The sequence below is a fragment of the uncultured Flavonifractor sp. genome, assembly GCF_944383115.1.
Taxonomy (GTDB): domain Bacteria; phylum Bacillota; class Clostridia; order Oscillospirales; family Oscillospiraceae; genus Flavonifractor.
Window position 1 is genome coordinate 1 of the sequence record NZ_CALWOJ010000026.1, and the last position, 22,673, is coordinate 22,673.

Genomic DNA, 22,673 nt, shown 5'->3' on the forward strand with positions numbered 1-22,673 from the left:
CTGGACGGCATGACCCGCCTGGTGGCCCCCATCCTGGCCTTCACCTCCGACGAGATCTGGCACGCCATGAAGCACGCTTCCGGCGTGGACGCCGAGAGCGTGCTGCTCAATGATATGCCCGAGGACAACGCCGCCTTCGCTCTGGACGAGGCCGCCAAGGATCGCTGGGCCAAGCTGGTGGCTCTCCGTGACGCCGTCAACAAGGCTCTGGAGAACGCCCGCAATGCCGGCGTGTTCAAGAAGGCCCAGGACACCGAGGTGACTGTCTCCGTGTCCGAGGAGGACGCCGCCTTCCTGAAGGACGTGGATCTGGCCTCCCTGTGCATCGTGTCCAAGGTGACCGTCACCACCGACAGCGTGGAGGGGGAACGCAACGAGGAGAGCCTCATCCCCTGCACCATCGCCGTCAATCTGTCCGAGGCCCCCAAGTGCCCCCGCTGCTGGAACCACAACGACGCCATCGGCACCGAAGGCCATCACGCCGAACTGTGCCCCCGCTGCGCCGCTGTTGTGGGCGAGTAATTTTATCCCTGATTGTCAAAAAGGACGCCGCTTCTGCGGCGTCTTTTTTTGCGGGCGGCCATAAAGGCCGCCCCTACATCGGGCAGGTCGTTTCGTATTCCCGTAGGGGCGACCTTTACGGTCGCCCGCCGTCCCGATGGATGGGGCCGTTTTTTGCCTCATAGTCCCGGATCTGCACCCGAAGGAGCTGGCGGACATAGGCGGACAGGCTGCGGCAGGACTGCCGGGCCAGCCAAGCGGATTTTTCTTTGAGTTCCGGGGTGACCTGAATGGAAATGGTTTGACTACTTTGTTTTTGTCCCATATACAATCCCCCTTTTGCTCATAATACCATTCTTAATAACTCTAGTCAACTCTATATAAATCTTTGTAGATTATCACTCTTATTGATATCATGAAGATACAAATAGATACACTCGGAGGAGGGAATGATGATGGGCGTTCAGGAAGCCCCCTATTCTCTGCGGCTGGAGCATGAGGTCATGCAAAAAATCCGCGTTTTGGCCGCCAAGGAGCGGCGCTCCATCAATATGCAGCTGTGCATCGCCGTGGAGTCCTATCTGAATCAGTACGAGCAGGAACACGGGGAGATCCCCGTTCCCGCCGAGGATTGACCCCTCGGGGCCGTCCGTGTTACAATGGAAGGAACTTTCCGTCAAAGGAGCCTGAAGCTATGCTCTATGCCATTCTGGCCGCCGCCCTGGTGGGCCTGGATCAGCTGGTGAAGGTACTGGTCCGCCTCAACATCACCGAGGGGGGCAGCGTGCCTTTTCTGCCCCACATCCTCCAGCTGACCTACTACCAGAACACCGGCGCGGCCTTTTCCATCTTTGAGGAACACACCTGGATCCTCGCCCTCATCTCGACGGCTGCCTCGGTCCTTATCATCGTGCTGATGGTGAAAAGGACCTTTGACCACCCCTTTGCCATGACCTCCCTGGCTCTGGTGCTGGCGGGAGCGGTGGGCAACCTCATCGACCGGGTCTTCCTGGGCTACGTCACCGACATGTTCCAGACTCTGTTTATGAATTTCCCCGTGTTCAACGTGGCGGACATCTGCATCGTGTGCGGCGGCATCGCCTTCTGCGTCTACTTCCTGCTGTTTTGCAAAGAGGGGGACAAGGCATGACCCCCCTGCATCTCACTGCCGACCGGGCGGGGGAGCGGGCCGACCAGTTCCTGGCCCGGCTGCTGCCCGAGCTGACCCGCTCGGCGGCCCAGCGCCTGCTAGAGGAGGGGGCCGTCACCCTGGGCGGCCTGCCGGTGAAGAAGAACTACAAGACCAGCCTGGGGGATGAATTGGTGCTGGCCCTGCCCGACCCCGCCCCCATCGACGTGGTGCCCCAGGACATCCCCCTGGACGTGGTGTACGAGGACGACGACGTCATCGCCGTCAACAAGCCGGTGGGCCTGGTGGTCCACCCCGCCGCCGGTCATCCCGACGGCACTTTGGTCAACGCACTGTTATATCACTGCGGCAATTCACTCTCCGGAATCAACGGAGAGCTGCGCCCCGGCATTGTCCACCGGATTGACCGGGACACCTCGGGGCTCATCATCGCCGCCAAGAACGATTTTGCCCACCTGTCTCTGGCGGAGCAGCTTCAGGATCACTCCCTGTACCGGGAATACGAGGCGGTGTGCGTGGGCAATTTAAAGGACGAGTCGGGCACCGTGGACGCCCCCATCTTCCGCCACCCCACCGACCGGAAGAAGATGGCGGTGAACAAGCTCCAGGGCCGGCGGGCGGTGACCCACTATACGGTGCTGGAGCATTTGAACGGCTATACCCACATCCAGTGCCGCCTGGAGACCGGGCGCACCCACCAGATCCGGGTCCACATGGCCTGGATCGGCCACCCTCTGCTGGGGGACGTGGTGTATGGGGCCAAAAAGCCCTGGCCGGGGCTGGCGGGGCAGTGCCTCCACGCCCGGCGGCTGAGTTTTGTCCACCCCCGCACCGGGGAACGGGTCACTCTGGAGTGCCCGCTGCCCGACTGGTTTGAGGCGGTGTTGACAAAGCTGCGACGCATGGTATAAACTTTATAATAATCGTTTCATTTGAAGAAAAGGAGGGGGCTGCGTGGGCAAATTTGACGGCGTTCTGCTGGTCAGCGACTTTGACGATACCCTGTATGGGGAGAACATGCAGGTGGCCCCCGCCAATCTGACCGCCCTGGACTACTTTACCAGGGAGGGGGGTACCTTTACGGTGGCCACCGGACGGGCCCACCCCACCTTTGCCCCCCACGCCGGCTGCGCCCCCATCAACGCCCCGGTGGTGCTGTCCAACGGCTCGGCCCTGTACGACTTCCGGGAGGACCGGATGGTGTATGAGACCTTCCTGCCCCAGCGGGTGCGGGAGGATTTGCAGCAGGTGGCCCGGGACATCCCGGAGATCGGCTTTGAGGCCTACAATCACGACGATATCTACGTCTACCAGCCCAACTTTGTCACCCGGCGGCACCTGAGCCGGGCGGGGGCCACCGCCGCGGAGGTGCCTATCGCCCAGATGCCCCTGCCCTGGAGCAAGGTCATCCTCCAGCAGCGCAATGAGATCCTGCTGGAGACCCAGCGGTACATGCTCCAGCGGTGGGCGGAACACTACGAGGTCATCTTCTCCAACGCCGTACTGCTGGAACTGACCCGGAAGGGGAGCAACAAGGGGGGCATGGTGGCCTATCTGGCCCACTATCTGGGCATGGACCCCAAAAAGATCTACTGCGTGGGGGACAACCAGAACGACATCCCCATGCTGGCCATCTCGGCCATTCCCTTCGCACCCTCCAACTGCGCCCAAGAGGTCAAGGACTGGGGCGCCCGTATCCTCTGCTCCTGCGAGGAGGGCTGCGTGGCCCAGATCGTGGAGATCCTGGACACCATTTATTAAAACGCAAAAAGGGACCGCACCCAAAGGGTGCGGTCCGTCTTTGTTTATACATACCCCAGCAGGCCCCGGACGGACACCTCGCCGGAGGAGAGGGTCTCCTCGCTGCCGTCGGCCCAGCGCACCACCAGGGCAAACTGGTCGTCCACCCCCACCGCCGTGCCGACCCGCTCCTCCTGACCCCTGAGCACCTTGACCTGGCGGCCCACGGTGATGCAGTCCGCCCGGTACCGCTCCAGCCAGCACTCCCATTGCCTGGGAAAGTCCCGGTTCAGCCTGTCCAGGGCGTCCAGCAGTGCGGCGGCCAGCTCCGCCCGCCGGGGGGCGCGCCCCAGCGCCTGGGCCAGGGAGATGGCTACCGGGGCCACCTCGGGGCCGAAATCCGCCTCGGTCTGGGTCAGGTTCACCCCGATGCCCAGCACCACATAGCGCAGGGCGGCGGTCTCCCCCTCCAGCTCCAGCTCGGTGAGGATGCCGCACAGCTTGCGGCCCTCCAAAATCACGTCGTTGGGCCATTTGATGGAGGGACGAATGCCGCACACCCCCTCCACCGCGTCGCACACCGCCACCGCCGACCAGGCGGTAAGGGCGCTGACCTGCTCCAGGGGGCAGTCCGGTTTCAGCAGGGCGGACAGGTACAGGCCTCCCGGCGGGGACAGGAAGCTGCGGCCCCGGCGGCCCCGGCCGCCGGTCTGCTCACCGGCCACCACCACCAAGCCCTCCGGCACGGTATCCACCGCCCGGCGTTTCACCTCGTTGTTGGTGGAGTCCACCCTGTCCAGGCACACCAGGTTGGCCCCCACCTTCCGGCCCGGGGCCATCAGCTCGCCAGGGGAGAGGCGGTCGGGGGACTCCTCCAGGGCGTAGCCCCGGCGGGGGGCGGAGGAGATCACATACCCCTCCTGCCGCAGGCCCTCCATGGCCTTCCAGATCGCCGCCCGGCTCACCCCCAGCCTCCCGCTCATGGCCTCCCCCGACAGGGGAACGCCCCCCTGGGCCTTCAGCAGGGCCAGCACCTCGTCCCGCAGCATATGCCTCATTCCTTTCTCGGTCGCAGCGTCCATCCACGGGCCGTCGGGGACGCCGGCCCCTACATTCAGCTTTTATTGTAGCCCGGCGGGGGAGTCTTTGTCAACCATTCCATATTTGCGGTTGACAATGTCCATATTGTAAACTATAATCAATAATCAGTTTACAATATGGAGGTACCACCATGAACGTCAAGTCCCTGGTTTACGTCGCCGTCATGGCCGCTCTCATCACCGTCTGCGCCTGGATCACCATCCCCACGGTAGTGCCCTTTACCTTGCAGACCTTTGCCATTTTCCTGGCGGTGGGCATCCTGGGGGGCAAGCTGGGCTCCCTGTCCGTGCTGGTCTACCTGCTGCTGGGAGCGGTGGGCCTGCCGGTGTTCTCCGGCTTTTCCGGCGGCATCGGTCGGTTTGCCGGGGTCACCGGCGGCTATCTCATCGGCTTTCTCCTCATCCCCCTGGTGATGTGGGGGGCCCAGACACTCTTTGGCAAGGGCCCGGTGGTCTTTGTGCTGTCCGCCGTTGTGGGGCTGGCGGTGTGCTACGCCTTCGGCACCGCCTGGTTCGTCCTGATGTACGCCGCCGTCAGCGGCCCCATTGGGGTGATGTCCGCCCTGTGGAGCTGCGTCATCCCCTTCCTCATCCCCGACGCCCTCAAGCTGGCCCTGGCCCTGGTTCTCAGCCGGAGGCTGGCCCCCGTGATGGCAAAGGCCACGGCGTGACTCATATCCCATGCCCCTGTCCCATATAGATGAAGTGAGATTCTATGTGGGAAAGGGGCATCATTATGCCGTATGAGAGCGAACGGGGCCGGCCGGAGGCGGCCCATCATCTGATCCTGGAGGACCGGCAGCGTCTGTCTGTGTCCGGGGTGGAGGAGGTGGAGAGCTTTGACGAGAACACCATTGTCATGCACACCTCCCAGGGTACCCTGGTGATCCGGGGGGAGAACCTGCACATTGAAAAGCTCAGTCTGGACGGGGGCGATCTGAAGGTGGAGGGGGACGTGGATGCCCTGACCTACGAGGACGGCCGGGATCAGCGATCCGGCGGGTTCTTCAGCCGGCTGTTCCGCTGAGATGGAGATCTGGGTTTCTGAACAGGCCCTCTTCCTGCTGGGGGCGTTGGGCCTGGGGGCGGCGGTGGGCCTGGTGTACGACCTGCTGCGCATCCTGCGGGTGCGGCTGCCCGTCCCCTTTGTGGGGGGCGTGCTGGATCTGCTGTTCTGGGTGATGGTGACGGTGGCCCTCTTCGTGTACACCACGGTGGCGGGCAGGGGAGAGGTGCGTATCTACCTGCTGGCCGGCGTGGCCATCGGCGGCGCCCTCTATTTCCGGGCCCTGAGCCGGTGTTTTTTGTGGCTGGGTTATCGGGTGGCCGATTTTATTGGGGCAGTGTGGCACATCGTTACACTACCGGTTGTGGTGCTGGTCAAGCTGCTCAAAAAAATCGGAAAATCCGCAAAAAAGGCCTTCCATTATGGACCGAAGTGGTATAAAATAAATCCAATATCCGATGAAACGGAAGATACCCTCCGGTCAGACCGGGCCGCCGACGGGGAAGGAGTCACCCATGAAACTCAAGAAAGCATCCCTTCTGACCAAATTCGTCATCCTGACGCTGCTCATCGGCACGGCCACCGGGCTGCTGGCCATGCGCAGCCAGCTCCAGACCGCCCAGGCCGATCTGGCCGCCGCCCAAAAGCAGGTGGAGGAACAGAAGCAGATCAATGCCGACCTGGCCGACGCCGTGGAAAACAGCGGCGATCCGGAGCGGCAGGCCGACCTGGCCCGTGACAAGCTGGGCCTGGTGGAACCGGGAGAGTATGTGTTCCAGTTCACCGATTGAATTTTGAAAGAGAGGATTTTTCAGGCAAATGGAGTTTGGTGTTGGTACGATTGTGGAAGGAAAGGTCACAGGCATCACGAAGTTCGGCGCTTTCGTCTCGCTGCCCGAGGGCAAATCGGGGCTGGTGCATATCTCTGAGATCGCCTATTCCTACGTAAACGATGTGAAGGATCATCTGAAGGAAGGGCAGGAGGTAAAGGTCAAGGTCATCGGCATTGACGAGAACGGCCGTATCAACCTCTCCATTAAAAAAGCCATGGATCCGCCCCCCCGTCCCGCCGGCCAGAGCCGGCCCGGCAGTCGGCCCGGCGGCTTTAACGGCGGCTTCCGGGGCAAGCCAGCCCCCGCCGAACCCACCACCTTTGAGGACCGGCTGAAGCAGTTCATGGCCTCCTCCGACAGCAAGCTGTCCGAGCTGCGCCAGGCGGAGCGCCGCAGCTCCCGCCGGGGCGGCCGGAAATAAGCACAGCATCCCCCGCGTCCACAATAGGACGCGGGGGTTTTTGTGTCTAGCCCCCCATGACCTGCCACACGCCCAGGGCGGCCAGGATCACGCCGGAGAGGGGGAGGGCGTACCTGCCCAACAGCCGGCCCGCCACCTTGTCGGCCAGCACCCTGCCCAGAGGCAGGGCGGCCAGGGTAAGTAAAAAGTTGGCCAGGGAAGCCAGCGCCGGCCCCACGCCGGAGGCGCCGGCAGCCACGCCCACCCCGGCATTGTTTACCGCCAGAGCGGCGGCCAGAGCCACCCAGCCCAGCAGGCCGTGGCCTGTGGACGGGGTCTCCTCCCTGGTCTGGGCCCCCAACGTGCGCATCCAGTCCAGCACAAACCACAGCCCGATCCCTGCCAGCACCAGCCCGCCCAATGCCCCGGCAAAACTCCGGCCCATGGTCACCGCCGCCCCCTTGCCCAGCACCAGGGACAGCCAGGTGATGAGGGTGGTGAGGCCGGCGATGACCAGGGTATGGAAGGGGGTGGGACGCACCCCCCGTACCGCCCAGCCCATGGCCAGGATCACCGTATCAAAATTACAGGCAGCCGCAAAGAGGACCGCCGCCGCCAGCATGGAAAACCACTCCATGAGACACCTCCTGTTCCGCCCATTCTATTCGGAATACGAATTGGCGGTGCATGGGGTGGTTTTTTCAGGTACGCTGTGCTATACTGGCCCTTAAGCGAATCATAAGGAGGCCTGTCATGGACTGTAAGGAGGTATTTCTCCAAATTTATGGGGAACATATACACCGGGAGGGCGCCGACGCCCTGCTGGACTATCTGGAACACAAGAGCGACTTTTTCACCGCCCCCGCCTCGGCCCGGTTCCACGGCTCCTACGCCGGCGGCCTGTGCGAACACAGCGTCAACGTCTACCGCTGCCTGGAGGCCTACCTGGAGCGGGAACGGGTACGGGAGTTGTACGGCCTGGACTATTCCCCCGAGACGGTGGCCCTGGTGTCCCTGCTCCACGACGTGTGCAAGATCGGCTGCTACAAGGGCGGCTCCCGCAACGTGAAGGGCCCCGACGGCAAGTGGCAGAGCGTGCCCACCTTCTTTTACGAGGACACCCTGCCCTACGGACACGGGGAGAAGAGCGTATACATCCTGTCCGGTTTCCTGCGTCTTACCCGGGAGGAGGCCATGGCCATCCGCTGGCACATGGGCTTCTCGGGGGACGAGGACAAGCGGCTGGTGGGCCAGGCCCTCCAGCAATACCCCCTGGCCTTCGCCCTCAGCGTGGCGGATATGGAGGCCACCTATTTCCTGGAGAAAGACGAGGCGTAATTACGTTGGCAAAGCGAGAAAATGACCTGGGTCGGGACCCCATCGGCAAGCTGCTGCTGCGGCTGGCTCTGCCGTCGGTCACCGCCCAGCTGGTCAACGCCCTGTACAACATCGTGGACCGCATCTACATCGGCCGTATTCCAGCGGTGGGCGATCTGGCCCTTACCGGCCTGGGGGTGTGCTTTCCGGTACTGATGTTTGTCTCCGCCATCTCCGCCCTGGTGGGTATGGGGGGCGGTTCCCGGGCGGTGGTGCGCATGGGGGAGGGGAAGCAGGATCAGGCCGACGCCATCCTGGGCAACTGTACCGCCCTGCTCATTGCCCTGTCCGTGTTGGTCACCGCCTTGTTCCTGGCGGTGAAGGAACCCATGCTCCTCCTCTTCGGCGCCACCGAGAATACCATCGGTTTTGCCAGCGACTACCTCACTATCTACCTGTGGGGCACCATCTTTGTGGAGATCTCCCTGGGCCTCAACTTCTTTATTACCGCCCAGGGCTTCTCCACCACGTCTATGGCCACCGTCCTCATCGGCGCGGTGACCAACATCGTGCTGGACCCGGTGTTTATCTTCGGCTTCAACATGGGGGTCAAGGGCGCTGCCCTGGCCACCATTACCGCTCAGGCCGTGTCGGCCATATGGGTCCTCCGGTTCCTCACCGGCAAGCGTACCAAACTGCGGCTGCAAAAACGGTACTTCCGCATCAATCCCAAAGTGCTGGCCCCGGTGGTGGCCCTGGGGGTATCTCCCTTCATTATGAACGCCACCGAGAGCCTGGTGAACATCGCCTTCAACGCCTCGTTGAAGGCCTACGGCGGCGACCCCGCCGTGGGGGCCATGACCATCTGCTCCAGCGTGCTGCAGATCTTCTTCCTGCTGCTCCAGGGCATCGCCCAGGGGGCCCAGCCCATCATCGGCTTCAACTACGGGTCCGGGCAGCTGGACCGGGTGAAAAAGGCCTTTAAGCTGCTGCTGATCAGCGCCTTCTCCTTCAGTTGCCTCGCCTGCCTGATCCTGGAGCTGTTTCCCCACGCCTTTGTGGCGCTGTTCAACGACAAGCCGGAGCTGGTGGGCCTGGCGGTATGGGCCCTGCGGATCTATGTGTGCGGCATGTTTATGCTGGGGATTCAGACCTCCTGCCAGCAGACCTTTGTGGCCCTGGGCCAGGCCAAGATCTCCCTGTTTTTGGCCCTGCTGCGGAAAATCATCCTGCTGCTCCCCCTCATCCTCATCCTGCCCCGGCTCATCACCGGCCATCAGGTCATGGCGGTATTCCTGGCCGAACCGGTGGCCGACGTGCTGGCCGCTCTCACCACCGGCTCCATGTTCCTGTGGCGGTTTCCCCGCATTCTGGCCCGCCGCCGGAAGGAACTGGAGGGCAAACATACCTGAGACAAATAAAAAGGACGTATCGCTCCGGCGATACGTCCTTTTCCCTTTTTGCTACTCTCCGCCCGCAGCCTGGAGCTGCCCCGCCTCCCGCAGGGTGCGGCGCAGACGGCTGAGGGTCACCTGGGTCATGCCCAGGAAGGAAGCAATGTGTTTGCCGCTGACCTGTCTGTGCAGACCGGGATAGGCCCGCAGAAACCACTGGTACCGCTCCATAGCGGTATACTGGTACATGGCGGCCTTTACCTGCCAGTGGCACCTGAGGGCCTGCAGCAGAAAAAAGCTGTAAGTACGGTAGAGCTGCGGATATTCCTCCAATAACTCCAACACCCAGGTCAAAGGCAGCTCCAAAACCTGGCTGTCTTCCAGGGCCTCAATGCTGACCGACGCAGGTTCCCCCAACGAAATGCAGGCCACGGCAGGAGACCCCGGCTCAAAGGCAAAGCAGTCGGTAATATCCTTGCCGTTGGCGTCCAAAAAATAGCCCCGCAGCAGGCCCTGGATCAAAAAGGTTAGCTTGGAGGGGGTCTCTCCCTCCCGGTAAAGCACATGGCCCTTCTTCAGAAGGCGCACCTCTCCCTGTGCGGAAAGCCGTTGGATGAGCGACTCGTCTGTCAGCCCGAACAAGTTTCGGAACAGTTCCGGCAGTTGCATCTCCCATCCTCCCTGTGGATTATAGTGGTAAATTATTTTATCACATTTTTGTCTTTTTTTACATTATCTCAGGTTAATTTTGAAAAAGTTTTTGGGCAAGTCGCCCGTTCATTTTTCCTCTTTTCATATCCCATCCCCAAAACGCATATACATGCCCCGTGAGAATCATTGCGGGGAGTGTTGCTGTTTGAAAGGGAACATCGAGGAACGCGCCTGCCGGCTGGCGCTTTACATCATAGAGAACCGTGCCACGGTGCGTGCCGCCGCCCGGCAGTTCGGCATCAGCAAATCCACCGTACACAAGGACCTCAGCGAGCGTCTGCCCGCCTTCAACCGGCCCCTGTACCTCCAGGTCAAGGGGGTGCTGGAGGAAAACAAGGCGGAACGTCACATCCGGGGCGGCATTGCCACACGGCGAAAATATAAAGGAATTTGACAAAAAATCGGCGGGCTGCTGACGCAGCCCGCCGATTTCATCTCTTTTCTTATTTGGCGTAATCCACCACTTTGGTCTCCCGGATCATGTTCACCTTGATCTGGCCGGGGTACTCCAGCTCTTCCTCGATCTTCTTGGCGATGTCCCGGGCCAGCAGCACCATCTGGTCCTCGCTGACCTTGTCGGGGGCCACCATGATGCGGACCTCACGGCCCGCCTGGATGGCGTAGGACTTCTCCACACCGGGGAAGGAGGAGGTGACCTCCTCCAGCTTCTCCAGACGCTTGATGTAGTTCTCCAGGTTCTCCCGCCGGGCGCCGGGCCGGGCAGCGGAGATGGCGTCGGCCGCCTGAACCAGGCAGGCCACCACCGTCTGGGGCTCCACATCGTTGTGGTGGGCGTGGATGGCGTGGATCACGTTCTCGCTCTCCCGGTACTTCCGGGCCAGCTCCACACCGATCTGGACGTGGGAACCCTCCACCTCGTGGTCAATGGCCTTGCCCAGGTCGTGGAGCAGGCCGGCCCGCTTGGCTTCGGTAATGTCGGCGCCGATCTCGGCGGCCAGCAGCCCCGCCAGGTGGGAGACCTCGATGGAGTGGTTCAAAACGTTCTGGCCGTAGCTGGTGCGGTAGCGCATCCGGCCCAGCAGCTTGACAAGTTCGGGATGCAGACCGTGGACGTTGGTCTCAAAGACGGCCCGCTCGCCCTCGGCCTTGATGGTGGCGTCCACCTCCCGCTTGGCCTTCTCCACCATCTCCTCAATGCGGGTGGGGTGGATGCGGCCGTCCTGGATCAGTTTCTCCAGAGCCAACCGGGCGATCTCCCGGCGGACGGGGTCGAAGCAGGAGACGGTGATCACCTCGGGGGTGTCGTCAATGTTCAGGTCCACCCCGGTCAGGGTCTCCAGGGTGCGGATGTTGCGGCCCTCGCGGCCAATGATGCGGCCCTTCATCTCGTCGTTGGGCAGGGGTACCACAGAGACGGTGGCTTCCGCCACATGGTCCGCGGCGCAGCGCTGGATGGCCAGGGACAGGATCTCCTTGGCGCGCTGGTCGGCCTCCTCCTTGAACTGGGCCTCAATCTCCCGTACCTTCATGGCCGACTCGTGAGTCACTTCCTCGGCCAGCTGGTTGATGAGATATTCCTTGGCCTCCTCAGCGGTAAAGCCGGAGATGCGCTCCAGCACCTCCATCTGGGTCTTTTTGACGGTGGCCACCTCTTCCCGGGCCTCTTCCAGCTCGGCCAGCTTGCGCTGCAGGGTGTCCTCCTTCTTCTCCATGTTCTCGGTCTTGCGGTCCAGGTTCTCTTCCTTCTGCTGCAGGCGCCGCTCCTGCTTCTGCAGGTCGGCCCGGCGCTCCTTCACTTCTCGTTCGTACTCGTTGCGGGCCTGGAGGATCTCCTCCTTGGCCTCCACCAGCGCCTCCCGCTTCTTGCTCTCGGCGCTCTTGATGGATTCATTGATGATGCGCTTGGCCTCCTCCTCCGCGCTGGAGATCTCCTTCTCCGCCACGCGGCGGCGGTACTGGATGCCAAGGGCAAAAAACACCACAGCCGCGACCACAAACGCGATGACGGCTGCTAATATCACAGGCAACATAAATCGGGTTTACACCTCCATCTTTCTGTTATTTTGTTCCTTGTAACTTGTAAATTGTTTAATTCCCATGTGGGCGGCGGGATCAGATTTGTCCGACCCGCACAAAAATTTGAAGAGCGTACCCCTAGCTCTTCAAAATATGCACCGAACTTATTTTACGGCCCCAAACCCCTTCTGTCAAGAAAATTCGTCTCCGGAAGAATCCCTCTCCGCCCCTTTTCCCGGGAAAAAGGGGGACGCGCCGCAAAATCGCGGCGCGTCCGTCAGGTTTGGGTGGCCAGACCGGGGGCAGGCGGGGAATGTTCTTCCCGCTGGAATTCCGTCATGGTGTCCCAGTAGCGTTTGGGCATGTGGGTCATGCGGCAGCGGGGGTTATAGCGGCCCTCAATGGCGATGGTGTCGTAAAACCGCCGCCACAGGGCCCGCCAATCCAGCTCGCCCCCCTCCGGGGGCGCCAGGGAAAACTGCTCCAGCGGCACGATGGCCCAGTTCCCCTTCTGGCAGAACAGGGCCTCCCGGTGGGTGCGGTCGTAGAGGATGATGGTCTCCCCGGGGTAGCGGGCGGCAAAGTGGGGGCGCAGCAGGGGAAGGGCCCGGTTTTTGGGGGTGATCTCCCCGGCCAGCACCCCGCCCTGGTCGGAAAAACGGGTAAAGCCCTTTAAAAGATGGGCCTCGTTGGTCAAATGCCGCACCGCCTTCAGCAGCACGGACACCCGGGGGTCGGTGAGATCCCGCATCACCGACGGCCCCCGCTCATACCCCAGCCGCAAAAACTCCCACAGCCGCAGCTCCCGCTCCTCCAGGCAGGTGAGAAAGCCGTAGGTCACCAGCCGCTTGGCCTGGAGGCCCATGCTCCGGTCTAGGGAGCGATACACCCGCCTGGCCTTCTGGTCGTCGGTATCCACCGCCCGCGCCGGCCACAGGGTCACCCGGCCGTCCTGATGGGTGAGGAAGCAGGCCGGCTCCTCCTTGCGGGCGTAGGCTTCAAAGACGCAGGTGAGAAACCCGGCAAAGCTGCCGTCGTATTCGTAGGCAAATCTGGGCCAGTCCATGTGGGCCTCCTTTCACACTGCTGTCATTGCCAGCCAGTGGGCACACTGGCTCGGCAATCCGTATTTCCCGCTCCTCAGAACAGCGACAGCTGTTCCGGCTCGTGGCCCGCCAGGGCGGGCTGTTCCAGGGCAACCAGGTGGCGCAGCACCCCGTCGGGGTTCACCCTTAACCCCTCCAGCATCTTCCCCGAGCAGGTGATGAAATACTGGGCCCGTTTCAGCACCACCCCCAGGGTTTTCAGGCCCGAGAAGGTGAGGGGCCCCACCCGCCGGGCAGTGAGAATCCGCTTGGCGGACACCACCCCGATGCCGGGTACCCGCAGCAGCGTCTCGTAGTCGGCCCGGTTCACCTCCACCGGGAACTGCTCCATGTGTGCCAAAGCCCAGGCGCACTTGGGGTCCACCCGGGTGTCGAAGTTGGGGCGGGTCTCGTCCAGCAGCTCCTCCGCCCGGAAGTGATAGAACCGCAGCAGCCAGTCGGCCTGGTACAGCCGGTGTTCCCGCAGCAGGGGGGGCTTGAAGTCCCGCCGGGCGGGGAGGAGGGGATTGTCGGACACCGGCATGTAGGCGGAGAAAAACACCCGCTTGAGCTTGTATTGGTCATATAAGGCCTGGGTCAGGGTCAAAATATGCCTGTCGCTCTCGGGGGTGGCCCCCACGATCATCTGGGTGGACTGGCCCGCCGGGGCAAACCGGGGGGCGTGGCGGTATTTCACCAGCTCCCCCCTGGCCTGGGTGATGCCGTCCCGGATCTGGGCCATGGGGGCCAGGATGGCCTTTTTCCCCTTGTCGGGACACAGCTTCCGCAGGCTGTCCTCACTGGGCAGCTCAATATTCACCGAAAGCCGGTCGGCCAGCTGACCCAGCCGCTGGGTGAGAGCCGGGTCGGCCCCGGGGATGGCCTTGGCGTGGATGTAGCCGTGAAAGCCGTACTCCCCCCGCAGCAGGGAGAGGGCGGCTATCATCTCCTCGGTGGTGCGGTCGGGGCTCACCCACACCGCGGAGGAGAGGAACAACCCCTCGATATAGTTGCGCCGGTAAAACGCGATGGTCAGCTCCGCCAGCTCCCGGGGCGTGAAGGCCGCCCGGGGCAGGTCGTTGGACCGGCGGTTGACGCAGTAGGCGCAGTCGTAGATACAGCGGTTGGTGTACAGTACCTTTAAAAGGGAAATGCACCGGCCGTCGGCGGAAAAGGAGTGGCAGCACCCGGCCGCCATGGCGCTGCCCATGCCTTTGCCGCCCCGCCGGTCCACCCCGCTGGAGGTGCAGGCGGCGTCGTACTTGGCCGCATCCGCCAGTATGGTCAGCTTGTCCATCAGTTCCATACCGCCGCCTCCTTTGCTTGCCCTCATTTTATATCGAACGAACGTACTAGTCAAGAGGATTGTTCTGGAACTTTTGTTCCTGCTTCCGAAGGGGAATCTTCGTTGCTTTTTGCTGTTTCAAGGTGTATAATTACATAGATTATCCATTGATAGACAAGACCCTTCCGTTCAGACTTACATTAAGGAGGATCCTTCTATGAATTACACCTTTGAGCAGTATCAGCAGAGCGCCGACTACATCCGCAGCAAGATCGGCGCCTTTTCTCCCAAGGTAGCCATGGTCCTGGGCTCCGGCCTGGGGTACATGGGGGACATTGTGGAAGAGGCCGTGGCCGTGCCTTACGGGGAGATCCCCCACTTTAAGGCCTCCACCGCCCCCGGCCACAAGGGCCGGCTGGTGTTCGGCAAGCTGGAGGGGGTGCCGGTGGCCGTCATGCAGGGCCGGATGCACCACTACGAGGGCTACTCCTATGAGGAGGTGGCCTACGCCGTGCGGGTCCTCAAGCTGCTGGGCTGCGACACCCTCATCGTCACCAACGCCGCCGGCTGCGTCAACACCAGCTGGAAGGCGGGGGATCTGATGCTCATCACCGACCAGATCAAGATCTTCATGGAGTCCCCCCTGCGGGGCGAGAACCTGCCCCAGTTCGGCGTGCGCTTCCCCGACGCCTCCCATCTGTACACCCCCGCCCTCCAGGACATGGCCCGCAAGGCCGCCGGGGAGCTGGGCATTGCGCTGAAGGAAGGCGTGTATATGTACTTCCCCGGCCCCCAGTACGAGACCCCCGCCGAGGTGCGCTTTGCCCGCATCGCCGGGGCCGACGCGGTGGGTATGTCCACCGCCCCCGAGGTCATTGTGGCCGGCCACTGCGGCATGCAGGTGCTGGGCTTCACCCTGCTGTCCAACATGGCCGCCGGCATCCTGGACCAGCCCCTCTCCGAGGAGGAGGTGCTGGAGGCTGCCGAGGCCTGCAAGGACAAGTTCTCCAAGCTGGTGCTCTCCTGTCTGAAGCAGATGGGCTGACCCCGGCAGGTACAATAACGATAAGGAGACCATCCAGATGACCACTCTCATTTACAACTGTACCGCCGTTCTGATGGACGAGGCGGGTACCGTCCTGCCCGGCGCCTATGTGGCGGTGGAGGGGACCAAAATCACCTCCGTGGGTACCGTCCGGCCCCAGGGCGCCTTTGACCAGGAGATCGACGGCAAGGGCAACGTACTGATGCCCGGCTTTGTCAACGCCCACACCCATGTGCCTATGACCGCCATGCGGGGCTACGGCGACGGCAACAACCTCCAGGACTGGCTGAACAACTACATCTTCCCGGTGGAGGCCCGCTGGGACGACCGGGCCATCCGCTCCTGCACCGCCCTGGGCCTGGCGGAGATGATCGCCTCGGGCGTCACCACCATCGCCGACATGTACGACCACTGCGACGCCATCACCCAGGAGGTGGTGGCCGCCGGGCTGAGCGCCAACATCGCCCGGGGCACCACCCTGTTCGCCGATGAGTTTGACCCCGCCGTCTTCCCCGGCTGCGTGGAGCTGCGGGAGCTGGTGGATCGCTGGCACGGCTACAACGACGGCCAGATCCTGGTGGACGCCTGCATCCACGGGGAGTACACCTCCGACCGCCGTCTGTGGGCCTGGCTGGCCGACTATGCCAAGGAAAAGGGACTGGGGATGCACGTCCACATCTCCGAGACCCGTACCGAGCATGAGGAGTGTATCGCCCGCCACGGCAAGACCCCCCTCCAGACCCTGAACGACTACGGCGTATGGGACACCCGATCCATTGCCGCCCACTGCGTGTGGACCACCCCGGAGGACTGGGCTCTCATGGCCGAGAAGGGGATCTCCGCCGTCCACAACCCCATTTCCAACCTGAAGCTGGGCAGCGGCATCGCCCCGGTGCCCGCCATGAAGAAGGCGGGGGTCAACGTGTGCCTGGGCACCGACGGGGTGTCCTCCAACAACTGCACCGACTTCTTCAGCGATCTGAAATTCGCCGCCATCCTCCACAACGGAGCCAACCGGGACCCCCTGGCCCTGCTGCCTCTGGACGCCCTGAAGATGGCCACCCGGGACGGCGGCATTGCCCTGGGCCGCAAGACCGGCGTGATCCAGGCCGGGTATATGGCCGACCTGATCCTGGTGGATTTCTCCCACCTGAACCTGACCCCCTGCCACAGCGTCATCTCCAACCTGGCCTACGCCTCCCACGGCTCCGACGTGGTGATGAATATGGCCCGGGGCAAGGTCATATACAAGGATGGGGACTTTTTGACCATCGACCTGGAACGGGTACGCCGGGAAGTCGCGGACTACGCCCTGCCCCTGCTGTTCCAGAACAACTAAGGGGGACTTCCGTTGTCAAACCAGCAGAAAAAAAATACCTTTTACGGCGCGGCGGCCTTTCTGGCCATGACCACCATCATCGTCAAGGTCATCGGCGCCATCTACAAGATCCCGCTGACCGCCCTGCTGCCCGACGAGGCCTACGGCGACTTCAACGCCGCCTATAACATCTATACCTTCTTTCTCACCATCTCCACCGCCGGCCTGCCCGTGGCCCTGTCCAAGACGGTGAGCGAGTGCAACACCCTGGGCCGCCAGAACCAGAAGGCCCGTGTGTTCCAGGTGGCCTTCTTCGCCTTTTTGTTCATGGGCCTGTTCAGCTTTATCTGCATGTCGGTGTTTTCCCCCATTGTGGCCACCTATGTGCTGAAGAACGAGAAGGCCGTCTTTGCCGTGTTGGCCCTGTCCCCGGCGGTGCTGTGTACCTGCATCTGCTCCGCCTTCCGGGGCTACGCCCAGGGCCACATGAACATGATCCCCACCGGCGTCTCCCAGGTCATTGAGGCCCTGTCCAAGATGTTCCTGGGTCTGGCCCTGGCCTTCCTCATCCTCAACTCCGCCATCCCCGACCAGGACCTGAAGACCCGGCTGTCCGCCTCCGGCGCTCTGCTGGGCGTGTCCATCGGCTCCATTTTGTCGGTGGTCTATCTGGCCTTCAACCACATCCGCACCAACCGGGGGGAGCGGGTCAAGTCCACCGACACCCCCGACCGGTCCAAGCAGATCCTGTCCCGGCTGCTCAAGCTGGCGGTACCCATCACTCTCAGCTCCTGCACCCTGTCCATTGTCAACCTCATCGACACCAACCTGGTGCAAAGCCAGCTGCAAAGCGTATTTACCGCCATCCAGGACGGTCTCACCGGCATCTCCAACAGTGTGCTGGACATCTTCCCCAAGGCGGTGGCTATCTTCCAGGACAACCTGGCCGCCTTCCAGACGGAGGTTCTGACCAACCCGGACACCAAGCTCAACCCCATCCTGGACTCCGCCCGGGAGCTGTACGGCGTGTACAGCAAGACCATGAGCATCTACAACCTGCCCTTCAACCTCATGGTTCCCTTTACCGCCTGCATCGTGCCCGCCGTGTCCGCCTGCATCGCCCGGCGGGATCGGCTGGGGGCCCACCGCACCACCGAGTCAGCCATGCGTATCTCCGCTCTCATCGCCCTGCCCTGCGGCTTCGGCCTGTTCGCCCTGGGTACCCCCATCATTCAGCTGCTCACCGTGGGCAACGTGGATGAGACCATTGCCGGCCCCCTGCTGTCCATCCTGGGCATCGCCTCCTTCTTTGTGTGCATCCAGGTGGTGGCTTCCGCCATCCTCCAGGCCAACGGCATTATCAACCTGCCCATTATTACCATGATCATCGGCGGCGTGGCCAAGGTCATTGTCAGCTACACCCTGGTGGGCAACCCCAAGTATATGATCTTCGGCGCCCCGGTGGGCACCCTGACCTGCTTCGTGGTGGTGTCCGTCCTCAACCTGCTCATCATCAAGCGCCTGGTGCCCCAGCCCCCCCGGCTGATGGCCGTCTTTGTCAAGCCCGTCATTGCCTCGGCCCTGATGGCGGCGGCGGCCTGGGGCTGCCACGGAGTGCTTGCCCGGGTCTTCCACGGCTCCTTCCTCATGAACGCCGTGGCGGTGGGCGGCGCTATCCTGGCGGGCGTGGTGGTCTACGTCATTCTCATCGTGGCCCTGCGGGTGCTGTCCAAGGAGGACATGGAAATGATGCCCAAGGGAGATAAGATCGCAAAACTCTTGCATATTCGCTGATTTTTTTGGAAAAAGAGGTTGCAGGAGGCCCTGAAATATGGTAGATTTTCAATATAAGGATTTTTATGACGTCCGGGACCTGGAGGAGATCGTCCGTATCCTCCGCGCCCCCGGCGGCTGCCCCTGGGACGCGGAGCAGACTCATGAGTCTATCCGCCGCAACTTCCTGGAGGAGGCCTACGAGGCTGTGGAGGCCATTGACGAGGAAAGCCCCGACCACCTGAAGGAGGAGTTGGGGGACGTACTGCTCCAGGTCATGCTCCACGCCCGGATGGAGCAGGAGGCCGGCCGGTTCGATCTGGACGGCGTGGCCGACGGCATCTGTAAAAAGCTGATCTTCCGGCACCCCCACGTCTTTGGGGACGTGCAGGTATCGGGCACCGGGGAGGTCCTCTCCAACTGGGAGGACTTGAAGCGCCAGGAGAAGGGCCAGGCCACCAATACCGACGCCCTCTCCGCCGTGGCCCGCGCTCTGCCCGCCCTGTGGCGTGCTGAGAAGGTGCAGAAAAAAGCCAAAAAGGCGGGCTTCGACTGGCCGGATATCTCCGGCGCCCTGGACAAGCTGTCCGAGGAGCTGGAGGAGCTGAAAACCGCCGTGGCCCAAGGCACCAATGTGGAGGAGGAGCTGGGCGACCTGCTCTTCTCCGCCGTCAACGTCTCCCGCTTCCTGAAAGTGGACCCGGAGGAGGCTCTGGGCAAGGCCACCGACAAGTTCATCAGCCGCTTCTCCAAGGTGGAGGAGCAGGCCGCCGCCCAAAACCGCTCCATGCAGGGCATGACTCTGGAAGAACTGGACATGCTATGGGAGCGGGCAAAGGAAACTTAAAGGCATTTTGCCTTAAGTATAATTATTAAGTACAACAGAGCAAACAGGAGGAAGCTGCAAATGAACAAGGCTGAGCTGATCAATGCCGCCGCCGAAAAGGCCGGTCTGTCCAAGAAGGATACCGAAACCGTACTCAACGCCGCTATCGAAGTGATTTCCCAGTGCCTGGCTGAGGGCGACAAGGTCCAGCTGGTGGGCTTCGGCGCCTTTGAGGTGAAGTGCCGCGCCGAGCGTACCGGCCGCAACCCCAAGACCAAGGAGACCATCAAGATCCCCGCCTCCAAGGTTCCCGTGTTCAAGCCCGGCAAGGCCCTGAAGGACGTCGTGGCGAAGTAATTTACACGCATTAAAATGCCCGTCCTTGCGGACGGGCATTTTTCTTGCAGCGACAAGGAGGATTTCCCTATGCGCCTGGATAAATGGCTCAAAGTCTCCCGGCTCATCAAGCGCCGGACGGTGGCCAACGAGGCCTGCGACAACCAGCGGGTGACCGCCAACGGCCGGCCGGTAAAGGCCAGCTACGACGTGAAGGTGGGCGACGTGCTGGAGCTGCGCTTCGGCGAGCGCACCGTGAAGGTGGAGGTGCTGTCGGTGGCCGAGCATGTGGGCAAGGCCGACGCCCCCGCCCTGTACAAGGAGCTGCTCAGCTGAGCCCCTCCTCCAGCAGCCCCGCCAGCAGCAGGGCGTAGCCCGCCAGCCCCTCCAGGGGCGCCCGCTCGTCCACCGAGTGGGCGTCCAGGATGTCCGGCCCGGCGGAGGCCATCACCAGCTCCGGCGCCTTGGCCCGGAACACCGCCGGTTCCAGCCCCACATGGACCGCGCTCACTTCCAACCCCCGCCCGGTCTGGACCCGGTACACCCGGTCCAGGGCCTGGGCCAGGGGGTTGTTTTTGTCCCCCGGCCAGCCGGGATAGCCGGTGACAGAGAGGGAAAACCCCGCCCCCTCCGCCAGGGCCCGGTTCTCCGCCGCCATAAGGGCCTCGTCGGCCTGCCGGGCGGAGCGGAGGAAGAGGCGGACGGCAAAGGAGTCCTCCTCCCGCCGTGCCACCCCCAGGTTGGCCGAGGCCCCCACCACCCCGGGGAACTGGGGATCCATGCCGTACACCCCGTGGCCCAGGGCGGCCAGCAGGCCCAGCACGTCCCGGCAAAAGTCCGGCCGCCACACCGCCTCCGGCCGGGGGGCGGGGGACAGATCCAGCTTCAAATTGGGGTCGGTGGCCCGGAAGGGGAGGAGGGCATCCTCCAACTCGCTCAGATCCGGCTTTTGCCCCATCACCACAACCTCCGCCCCGGAGGGGATGGCGTTGAAGGCGGAGCCGCCGGTGAAATCCGCCACCGCCAGGCCGGGCCTGTCCTTCAGATAAGCCGCCAGCACCTTGATGGGGTTGATGCGGCCCAGGTGGATGTCGTCCCCCGAGTGACCGCCGGTACCCCCGGTGAGGGAGAGGCGCCAGGCCTCGCCAGACCGGGCGGGGCAGGTCTCCAGGGGCCTGGCCCAACGCTCCCGCCGGCCTCCGGCGGAGCCCACGATGGCCCGGCCCAGGTGGAAACCGTCGGTGTTGAGCAGATAGGCCGCCCCCGCCAGCCAGGCCGGGTCCACCGCCTTTGCCCCCTCCAGACCGATCTCCTCCTCCACGGTGAAGATCAGCCGCAGGGGTCCGTGACGCACACCCCGGCTCAGCACCCACAGGGCGGCGGCGTTGCCCAGGCCGTTGTCCGCCCCCAGGGAGGAGCGGCGGTCGGTACACAGGTAGCCGTCCTGTTCCAGAATGGTCACCGGATCGGCCAGGGGATCAAACCCGCTGCCGGGGGAGACGGCGCACACCATGTCCATGTGGCCCTGGAGGATGAGCAGAGGCTCGCCCTCCCGGCCCGGCGTGGCGGGGCAGTCCGCCATCACGTTGCCCGCCTCATCCCGGACGGGGAAGAGGCCCAGGCCGGTCAAAAACGCCATATAATCCTCCCCCGTGGCCCGCTCATGGCGGGAGGGGTGGGGGTGGCGGGACAGGGCGCGGAAGGTGTCAATCACCCCGGCGGTGATGTCCGCCCGGGTGCCAAGACGTTGGGATAAAATCATAGCCGTTCTCCTTTTGATATGGCATATATCCCTTTTATTTTACCACATTCCCCGTGGACGGGCATCTTTTCCTTGACAAAATTTCCTCCCAGGCTATAATAGTGCATTAAGGTGTCTTGACACCTGTAATGACTTATGTAGAGGAACTGGTTATGGGACAGATATCGGCATTTCTCAAGAAGAAAAACATCGTCATCTCCGGCAGGCGGTACGGCGTGGACGCCCTGGGAGCCATGGCTCAGGGTCTGTTCTGCTCCCTGCTCATCGGCACCATCCTGGACACCCTGGGCAAACAGCTGGGGCTGGCCTTCCTGGTGGAGGTGGGGGGCTACTGCTCGGCCATGAGCGGCGCGGCCATGGCGGTGGCCATCGGCTACGCCCTCCAGGCCCCGCCTCTGGTGCTGTTTTCCCTGGTAACGGTGGGCTATGCCGCCAACGCCCTGGGTTCCACCACCCTGGACGGAGGCAAGGGGGCCGGCGGGCCGCTGGCGGTCCTGTTCATCGCCGTCATCGCCGCCGAGCTGGGCAAGGCGGTGAGCAAGGAAACCAGGATCGACATTCTGGTCACCCCCCTGGTAACCGTGCTGGCAGGGGTGGGTCTGGCCGCCCTGTGGGCCCCCGCCATCGGCACCGCGGCCTCCTCCCTGGGTGAGTTTGTCAAGTGGGCCACCGTCCTTCAGCCCTTCTGGATGGGCATCCTGGTGTCGGTGGTCATCGGCGTGGCTCTTACCCTGCCCATCTCGTCGGCGGCCATCTGCGCCGCCATCGGCCTCACCGGCCTGGCGGGGGGCGCGGCGGTGGCGGGCTGCTGCGCCAACATGGTGGGCTTCGCCGTGCTGTCCTTCCGGGAAAACCGCTGGGGCGGCCTGGTGAGCCAGGGCCTGGGTACCTCCATGCTCCAGATGGGCAACATTGTGAAAAACCCGAAGATCTGGCTGCCCGCCATCCTCACCTCCGCTGTGACTGGGCCTCTGGCCACCTGCCTGTTCCAGTTGCAGATGAACGACCCGGTCTCCGCCGTGGCCTCCGGCATGGGTACCTGCGGCATGGTGGGCCCCATCGGGGTGTACACCGGCTGGGTCAACGATGTGGCCACCGGGGCCAAGGCGGCCAT

The 22,673-nt window shown here is 63.0% G+C and carries 27 protein-coding genes and 1 pseudogene; 20 read left to right on the top strand and 8 right to left on the bottom strand.

Going from position 1 to position 22,673, the window contains the following annotated elements; all coding sequences use genetic code 11:
• Positions 1-522 (top strand): class I tRNA ligase family protein (locus Q0K43_RS04625; RefSeq protein WP_297289394.1); only part of this gene is annotated, 522 nt, incomplete at its 5' end.
• A 115-nt stretch (positions 523-637) separates the two neighbouring features.
• Here the strand turns inward: Q0K43_RS04625 and Q0K43_RS04630 are convergent.
• Positions 638-826, bottom strand: coding sequence for a hypothetical protein (locus Q0K43_RS04630; protein ID WP_297289395.1), 189 nt, complete (start codon positions 824-826; stop codon positions 638-640).
• 130 nt (positions 827-956) lie between these two features.
• Here Q0K43_RS04630 and Q0K43_RS04635 point away from each other — a divergent pair, with 130 nt between their 5' ends.
• The 4 genes from Q0K43_RS04635 to Q0K43_RS04650 are packed head-to-tail and all read left to right on the top strand — an operon-like array spanning position 957 to position 3,412.
• Positions 957-1,136 (top strand): hypothetical protein, encoded by a 180-nt coding sequence (locus Q0K43_RS04635; RefSeq protein WP_087272846.1) that lies wholly within the window; start codon positions 957-959, stop codon positions 1,134-1,136.
• Positions 1,137-1,195: 59 nt separating this feature from the next.
• On the top strand, positions 1,196-1,651 hold the full coding sequence (gene lspA, locus Q0K43_RS04640; RefSeq protein ID WP_297289396.1) for a signal peptidase II: 456 nt from the start codon (positions 1,196-1,198) through the stop codon (positions 1,649-1,651).
• Entirely contained in the window at positions 1,648-2,562 is a 915-nt protein-coding gene (locus tag Q0K43_RS04645; RefSeq protein WP_297289397.1) for an RluA family pseudouridine synthase, read from the top strand. Before lspA ends, Q0K43_RS04645 begins: the two co-directional genes overlap by 4 nt.
• A 43-nt stretch (positions 2,563-2,605) precedes the next feature.
• Positions 2,606-3,412, top strand: coding sequence for an HAD-IIB family hydrolase (locus tag Q0K43_RS04650; RefSeq protein WP_297289398.1), 807 nt, complete (start codon positions 2,606-2,608; stop codon positions 3,410-3,412).
• A 44-nt stretch (positions 3,413-3,456) separates the two neighbouring features.
• Here Q0K43_RS04650 and Q0K43_RS04655 read toward each other — a convergent pair whose 3' ends face one another.
• A complete protein-coding gene (locus tag Q0K43_RS04655; protein ID WP_297289399.1) occupies positions 3,457-4,440 on the bottom strand; it encodes a biotin--[acetyl-CoA-carboxylase] ligase in 984 nt (327 codons plus the stop codon).
• Between the two features lie 182 nt (positions 4,441-4,622).
• Between Q0K43_RS04655 and Q0K43_RS04660 the strand changes: the two genes are divergently transcribed.
• The 5 genes and pseudogenes from Q0K43_RS04660 (at position 4,623) to Q0K43_RS04675 (ending at position 6,751) form a co-directional block, all read left to right on the top strand.
• On the top strand, positions 4,623-5,162 hold the full coding sequence (locus tag Q0K43_RS04660) for a biotin transporter BioY (protein WP_297289400.1): 540 nt from the start codon (positions 4,623-4,625) through the stop codon (positions 5,160-5,162).
• A gap of 65 nt (positions 5,163-5,227) precedes the next feature.
• On the top strand, positions 5,228-5,518 hold the full coding sequence (gene yabP, locus Q0K43_RS04665) for a sporulation protein YabP (protein ID WP_297289401.1): 291 nt from the start codon (positions 5,228-5,230) through the stop codon (positions 5,516-5,518).
• A 1-nt stretch (position 5,519) separates the two neighbouring features.
• A pseudogene (yabQ, locus tag Q0K43_RS11720) lies at positions 5,520-5,777 on the top strand (spore cortex biosynthesis protein YabQ); the annotation flags it as partial.
• Positions 5,778-6,012: 235 nt separating this feature from the next.
• Positions 6,013-6,288 carry a septum formation initiator family protein gene (locus tag Q0K43_RS04670; protein WP_297289402.1) on the top strand — a complete coding sequence of 92 codons (276 nt, stop codon included), beginning with the start codon at positions 6,013-6,015 and terminating at the stop codon, positions 6,286-6,288.
• A gap of 28 nt (positions 6,289-6,316) precedes the next feature.
• Positions 6,317-6,751 carry a S1 RNA-binding domain-containing protein gene (locus Q0K43_RS04675; protein ID WP_297289403.1) on the top strand — a complete coding sequence of 145 codons (435 nt, stop codon included), beginning with the start codon at positions 6,317-6,319 and terminating at the stop codon, positions 6,749-6,751.
• 46 nt (positions 6,752-6,797) lie between these two features.
• Here Q0K43_RS04675 and Q0K43_RS04680 read toward each other — a convergent pair whose 3' ends face one another.
• Positions 6,798-7,367, bottom strand: a complete 570-nt coding sequence (locus Q0K43_RS04680) for a sporulation protein (RefSeq protein ID WP_297289404.1) — start codon at positions 7,365-7,367, stop codon at positions 6,798-6,800.
• A gap of 116 nt (positions 7,368-7,483) precedes the next feature.
• Here Q0K43_RS04680 and Q0K43_RS04685 point away from each other — a divergent pair, with 116 nt between their 5' ends.
• Together Q0K43_RS04685 and Q0K43_RS04690 are read left to right on the top strand one after the other, a co-directional pair.
• Positions 7,484-8,068: a hydrolase gene (locus Q0K43_RS04685; RefSeq protein WP_297289405.1), complete on the top strand. Its 585-nt coding sequence runs from the start codon at positions 7,484-7,486 to the stop codon at positions 8,066-8,068.
• 5 nt (positions 8,069-8,073) lie between these two features.
• Complete coding sequence (locus tag Q0K43_RS04690) at positions 8,074-9,459, top strand: MATE family efflux transporter (RefSeq protein WP_297289406.1); 1,386 nt, start codon at positions 8,074-8,076, stop codon at positions 9,457-9,459.
• Between the two features lie 51 nt (positions 9,460-9,510).
• Here Q0K43_RS04690 and Q0K43_RS04695 read toward each other — a convergent pair whose 3' ends face one another.
• Positions 9,511-10,110 (bottom strand): Crp/Fnr family transcriptional regulator, encoded by a 600-nt coding sequence (locus Q0K43_RS04695; RefSeq protein ID WP_297289407.1) that lies wholly within the window; start codon positions 10,108-10,110, stop codon positions 9,511-9,513.
• Between the two features lie 187 nt (positions 10,111-10,297).
• Between Q0K43_RS04695 and spoIIID the strand changes: the two genes are divergently transcribed.
• Positions 10,298-10,546, top strand: coding sequence for a sporulation transcriptional regulator SpoIIID (gene spoIIID, locus Q0K43_RS04700; protein WP_297289408.1), 249 nt, complete (start codon positions 10,298-10,300; stop codon positions 10,544-10,546).
• Between the two features lie 49 nt (positions 10,547-10,595).
• Here the strand turns inward: spoIIID and rny are convergent, their stop codons facing one another.
• The 3 genes from rny to Q0K43_RS04715 form a co-directional block, all read right to left on the bottom strand.
• Positions 10,596-12,143, bottom strand: coding sequence for a ribonuclease Y (gene rny, locus Q0K43_RS04705; RefSeq protein WP_297289409.1), 1,548 nt, complete (start codon positions 12,141-12,143; stop codon positions 10,596-10,598).
• Between the two features lie 263 nt (positions 12,144-12,406).
• Positions 12,407-13,195 carry a TIGR03915 family putative DNA repair protein gene (locus tag Q0K43_RS04710; RefSeq protein ID WP_297289410.1) on the bottom strand — a complete coding sequence of 263 codons (789 nt, stop codon included), beginning with the start codon at positions 13,193-13,195 and terminating at the stop codon, positions 12,407-12,409.
• 74 nt (positions 13,196-13,269) lie between these two features.
• Positions 13,270-14,520, bottom strand: coding sequence for a putative DNA modification/repair radical SAM protein (locus Q0K43_RS04715; RefSeq protein WP_297289411.1), 1,251 nt, complete (start codon positions 14,518-14,520; stop codon positions 13,270-13,272).
• Positions 14,521-14,716: 196 nt separating this feature from the next.
• On the opposite strand from Q0K43_RS04715, the gene Q0K43_RS04720 reads away from it, so the two are divergent.
• The 6 genes from Q0K43_RS04720 to Q0K43_RS04745 all read left to right on the top strand — a co-directional run bounded on the left by Q0K43_RS04720 (position 14,717) and on the right by Q0K43_RS04745 (position 20,133).
• Positions 14,717-15,544: a purine-nucleoside phosphorylase gene (locus Q0K43_RS04720; RefSeq protein WP_297289412.1), complete on the top strand. Its 828-nt coding sequence runs from the start codon at positions 14,717-14,719 to the stop codon at positions 15,542-15,544.
• A 37-nt stretch (positions 15,545-15,581) separates the two neighbouring features.
• Positions 15,582-16,883 carry an amidohydrolase family protein gene (locus tag Q0K43_RS04725; protein ID WP_297289413.1) on the top strand — a complete coding sequence of 434 codons (1,302 nt, stop codon included), beginning with the start codon at positions 15,582-15,584 and terminating at the stop codon, positions 16,881-16,883.
• 12 nt (positions 16,884-16,895) lie between these two features.
• Entirely contained in the window at positions 16,896-18,656 is a 1,761-nt protein-coding gene (locus Q0K43_RS04730; protein ID WP_297289414.1) for a putative polysaccharide biosynthesis protein, read from the top strand.
• A 37-nt stretch (positions 18,657-18,693) separates the two neighbouring features.
• Complete coding sequence (gene mazG / locus Q0K43_RS04735; RefSeq protein ID WP_297289415.1) at positions 18,694-19,482, top strand: nucleoside triphosphate pyrophosphohydrolase; 789 nt, start codon at positions 18,694-18,696, stop codon at positions 19,480-19,482.
• 60 nt (positions 19,483-19,542) lie between these two features.
• Positions 19,543-19,818, top strand: coding sequence for an HU family DNA-binding protein (locus tag Q0K43_RS04740; RefSeq protein ID WP_297289416.1), 276 nt, complete (start codon positions 19,543-19,545; stop codon positions 19,816-19,818).
• Positions 19,819-19,887: 69 nt separating this feature from the next.
• The gene (locus tag Q0K43_RS04745; RefSeq protein ID WP_087267740.1) at positions 19,888-20,133 is read left to right on the top strand and encodes an RNA-binding S4 domain-containing protein; all 246 of its coding nucleotides are present in this window, start codon (positions 19,888-19,890) and stop codon (positions 20,131-20,133) included.
• On the opposite strand, the gene Q0K43_RS04750 is transcribed toward Q0K43_RS04745, so the two are convergent.
• On the bottom strand, positions 20,126-21,559 hold the full coding sequence (locus Q0K43_RS04750) for a M20/M25/M40 family metallo-hydrolase (protein ID WP_297289417.1): 1,434 nt from the start codon (positions 21,557-21,559) through the stop codon (positions 20,126-20,128). The two genes, Q0K43_RS04745 and Q0K43_RS04750, sit on opposite strands and share 8 nt — an antisense overlap.
• A 152-nt stretch (positions 21,560-21,711) precedes the next feature.
• Here Q0K43_RS04750 and Q0K43_RS04755 point away from each other — a divergent pair.
• Positions 21,712-22,673 (top strand): PTS transporter subunit IIC (locus Q0K43_RS04755; RefSeq protein ID WP_297289418.1); only part of this gene is annotated, 962 nt, incomplete at its 3' end.

Coding starts and splice junctions, on each gene's coding strand:
- Q0K43_RS04710 (WP_297289410.1), bottom strand. CDS start 13,195: ATGGACTGGCCCAGATTTGCCTACGAATACGACGGCAGCTTTGCCGGG.
- Q0K43_RS04630 (WP_297289395.1), bottom strand. CDS start 826: ATGGGACAAAAACAAAGTAGTCAAACCATTTCCATTCAGGTCACCCCG.
- mazG (WP_297289415.1), top strand. CDS start 18,694: ATGGTAGATTTTCAATATAAGGATTTTTATGACGTCCGGGACCTGGAG.
- Q0K43_RS04695 (WP_297289407.1), bottom strand. CDS start 10,110: ATGCAACTGCCGGAACTGTTCCGAAACTTGTTCGGGCTGACAGACGAG.
- Q0K43_RS04715 (WP_297289411.1), bottom strand. CDS start 14,520: ATGGAACTGATGGACAAGCTGACCATACTGGCGGATGCGGCCAAGTAC.
- lspA (WP_297289396.1), top strand. CDS start 1,196: ATGCTCTATGCCATTCTGGCCGCCGCCCTGGTGGGCCTGGATCAGCTG.
- Q0K43_RS04720 (WP_297289412.1), top strand. CDS start 14,717: ATGAATTACACCTTTGAGCAGTATCAGCAGAGCGCCGACTACATCCGC.
- Q0K43_RS04655 (WP_297289399.1), bottom strand. CDS start 4,440: ATGCTGCGGGACGAGGTGCTGGCCCTGCTGAAGGCCCAGGGGGGCGTT.
- Q0K43_RS04740 (WP_297289416.1), top strand. CDS start 19,543: ATGAACAAGGCTGAGCTGATCAATGCCGCCGCCGAAAAGGCCGGTCTG.
- Q0K43_RS04745 (WP_087267740.1), top strand. CDS start 19,888: ATGCGCCTGGATAAATGGCTCAAAGTCTCCCGGCTCATCAAGCGCCGG.
- Q0K43_RS04680 (WP_297289404.1), bottom strand. CDS start 7,367: ATGGAGTGGTTTTCCATGCTGGCGGCGGCGGTCCTCTTTGCGGCTGCC.
- Q0K43_RS04645 (WP_297289397.1), top strand. CDS start 1,648: ATGACCCCCCTGCATCTCACTGCCGACCGGGCGGGGGAGCGGGCCGAC.
- Q0K43_RS04660 (WP_297289400.1), top strand. CDS start 4,623: ATGAACGTCAAGTCCCTGGTTTACGTCGCCGTCATGGCCGCTCTCATC.
- yabP (WP_297289401.1), top strand. CDS start 5,228: ATGCCGTATGAGAGCGAACGGGGCCGGCCGGAGGCGGCCCATCATCTG.
- Q0K43_RS04685 (WP_297289405.1), top strand. CDS start 7,484: ATGGACTGTAAGGAGGTATTTCTCCAAATTTATGGGGAACATATACAC.
- Q0K43_RS04670 (WP_297289402.1), top strand. CDS start 6,013: ATGAAACTCAAGAAAGCATCCCTTCTGACCAAATTCGTCATCCTGACG.
- Q0K43_RS04750 (WP_297289417.1), bottom strand. CDS start 21,559: ATGATTTTATCCCAACGTCTTGGCACCCGGGCGGACATCACCGCCGGG.
- rny (WP_297289409.1), bottom strand. CDS start 12,143: ATGTTGCCTGTGATATTAGCAGCCGTCATCGCGTTTGTGGTCGCGGCT.
- Q0K43_RS04675 (WP_297289403.1), top strand. CDS start 6,317: ATGGAGTTTGGTGTTGGTACGATTGTGGAAGGAAAGGTCACAGGCATC.
- Q0K43_RS04725 (WP_297289413.1), top strand. CDS start 15,582: ATGACCACTCTCATTTACAACTGTACCGCCGTTCTGATGGACGAGGCG.
- Q0K43_RS04635 (WP_087272846.1), top strand. CDS start 957: ATGGGCGTTCAGGAAGCCCCCTATTCTCTGCGGCTGGAGCATGAGGTC.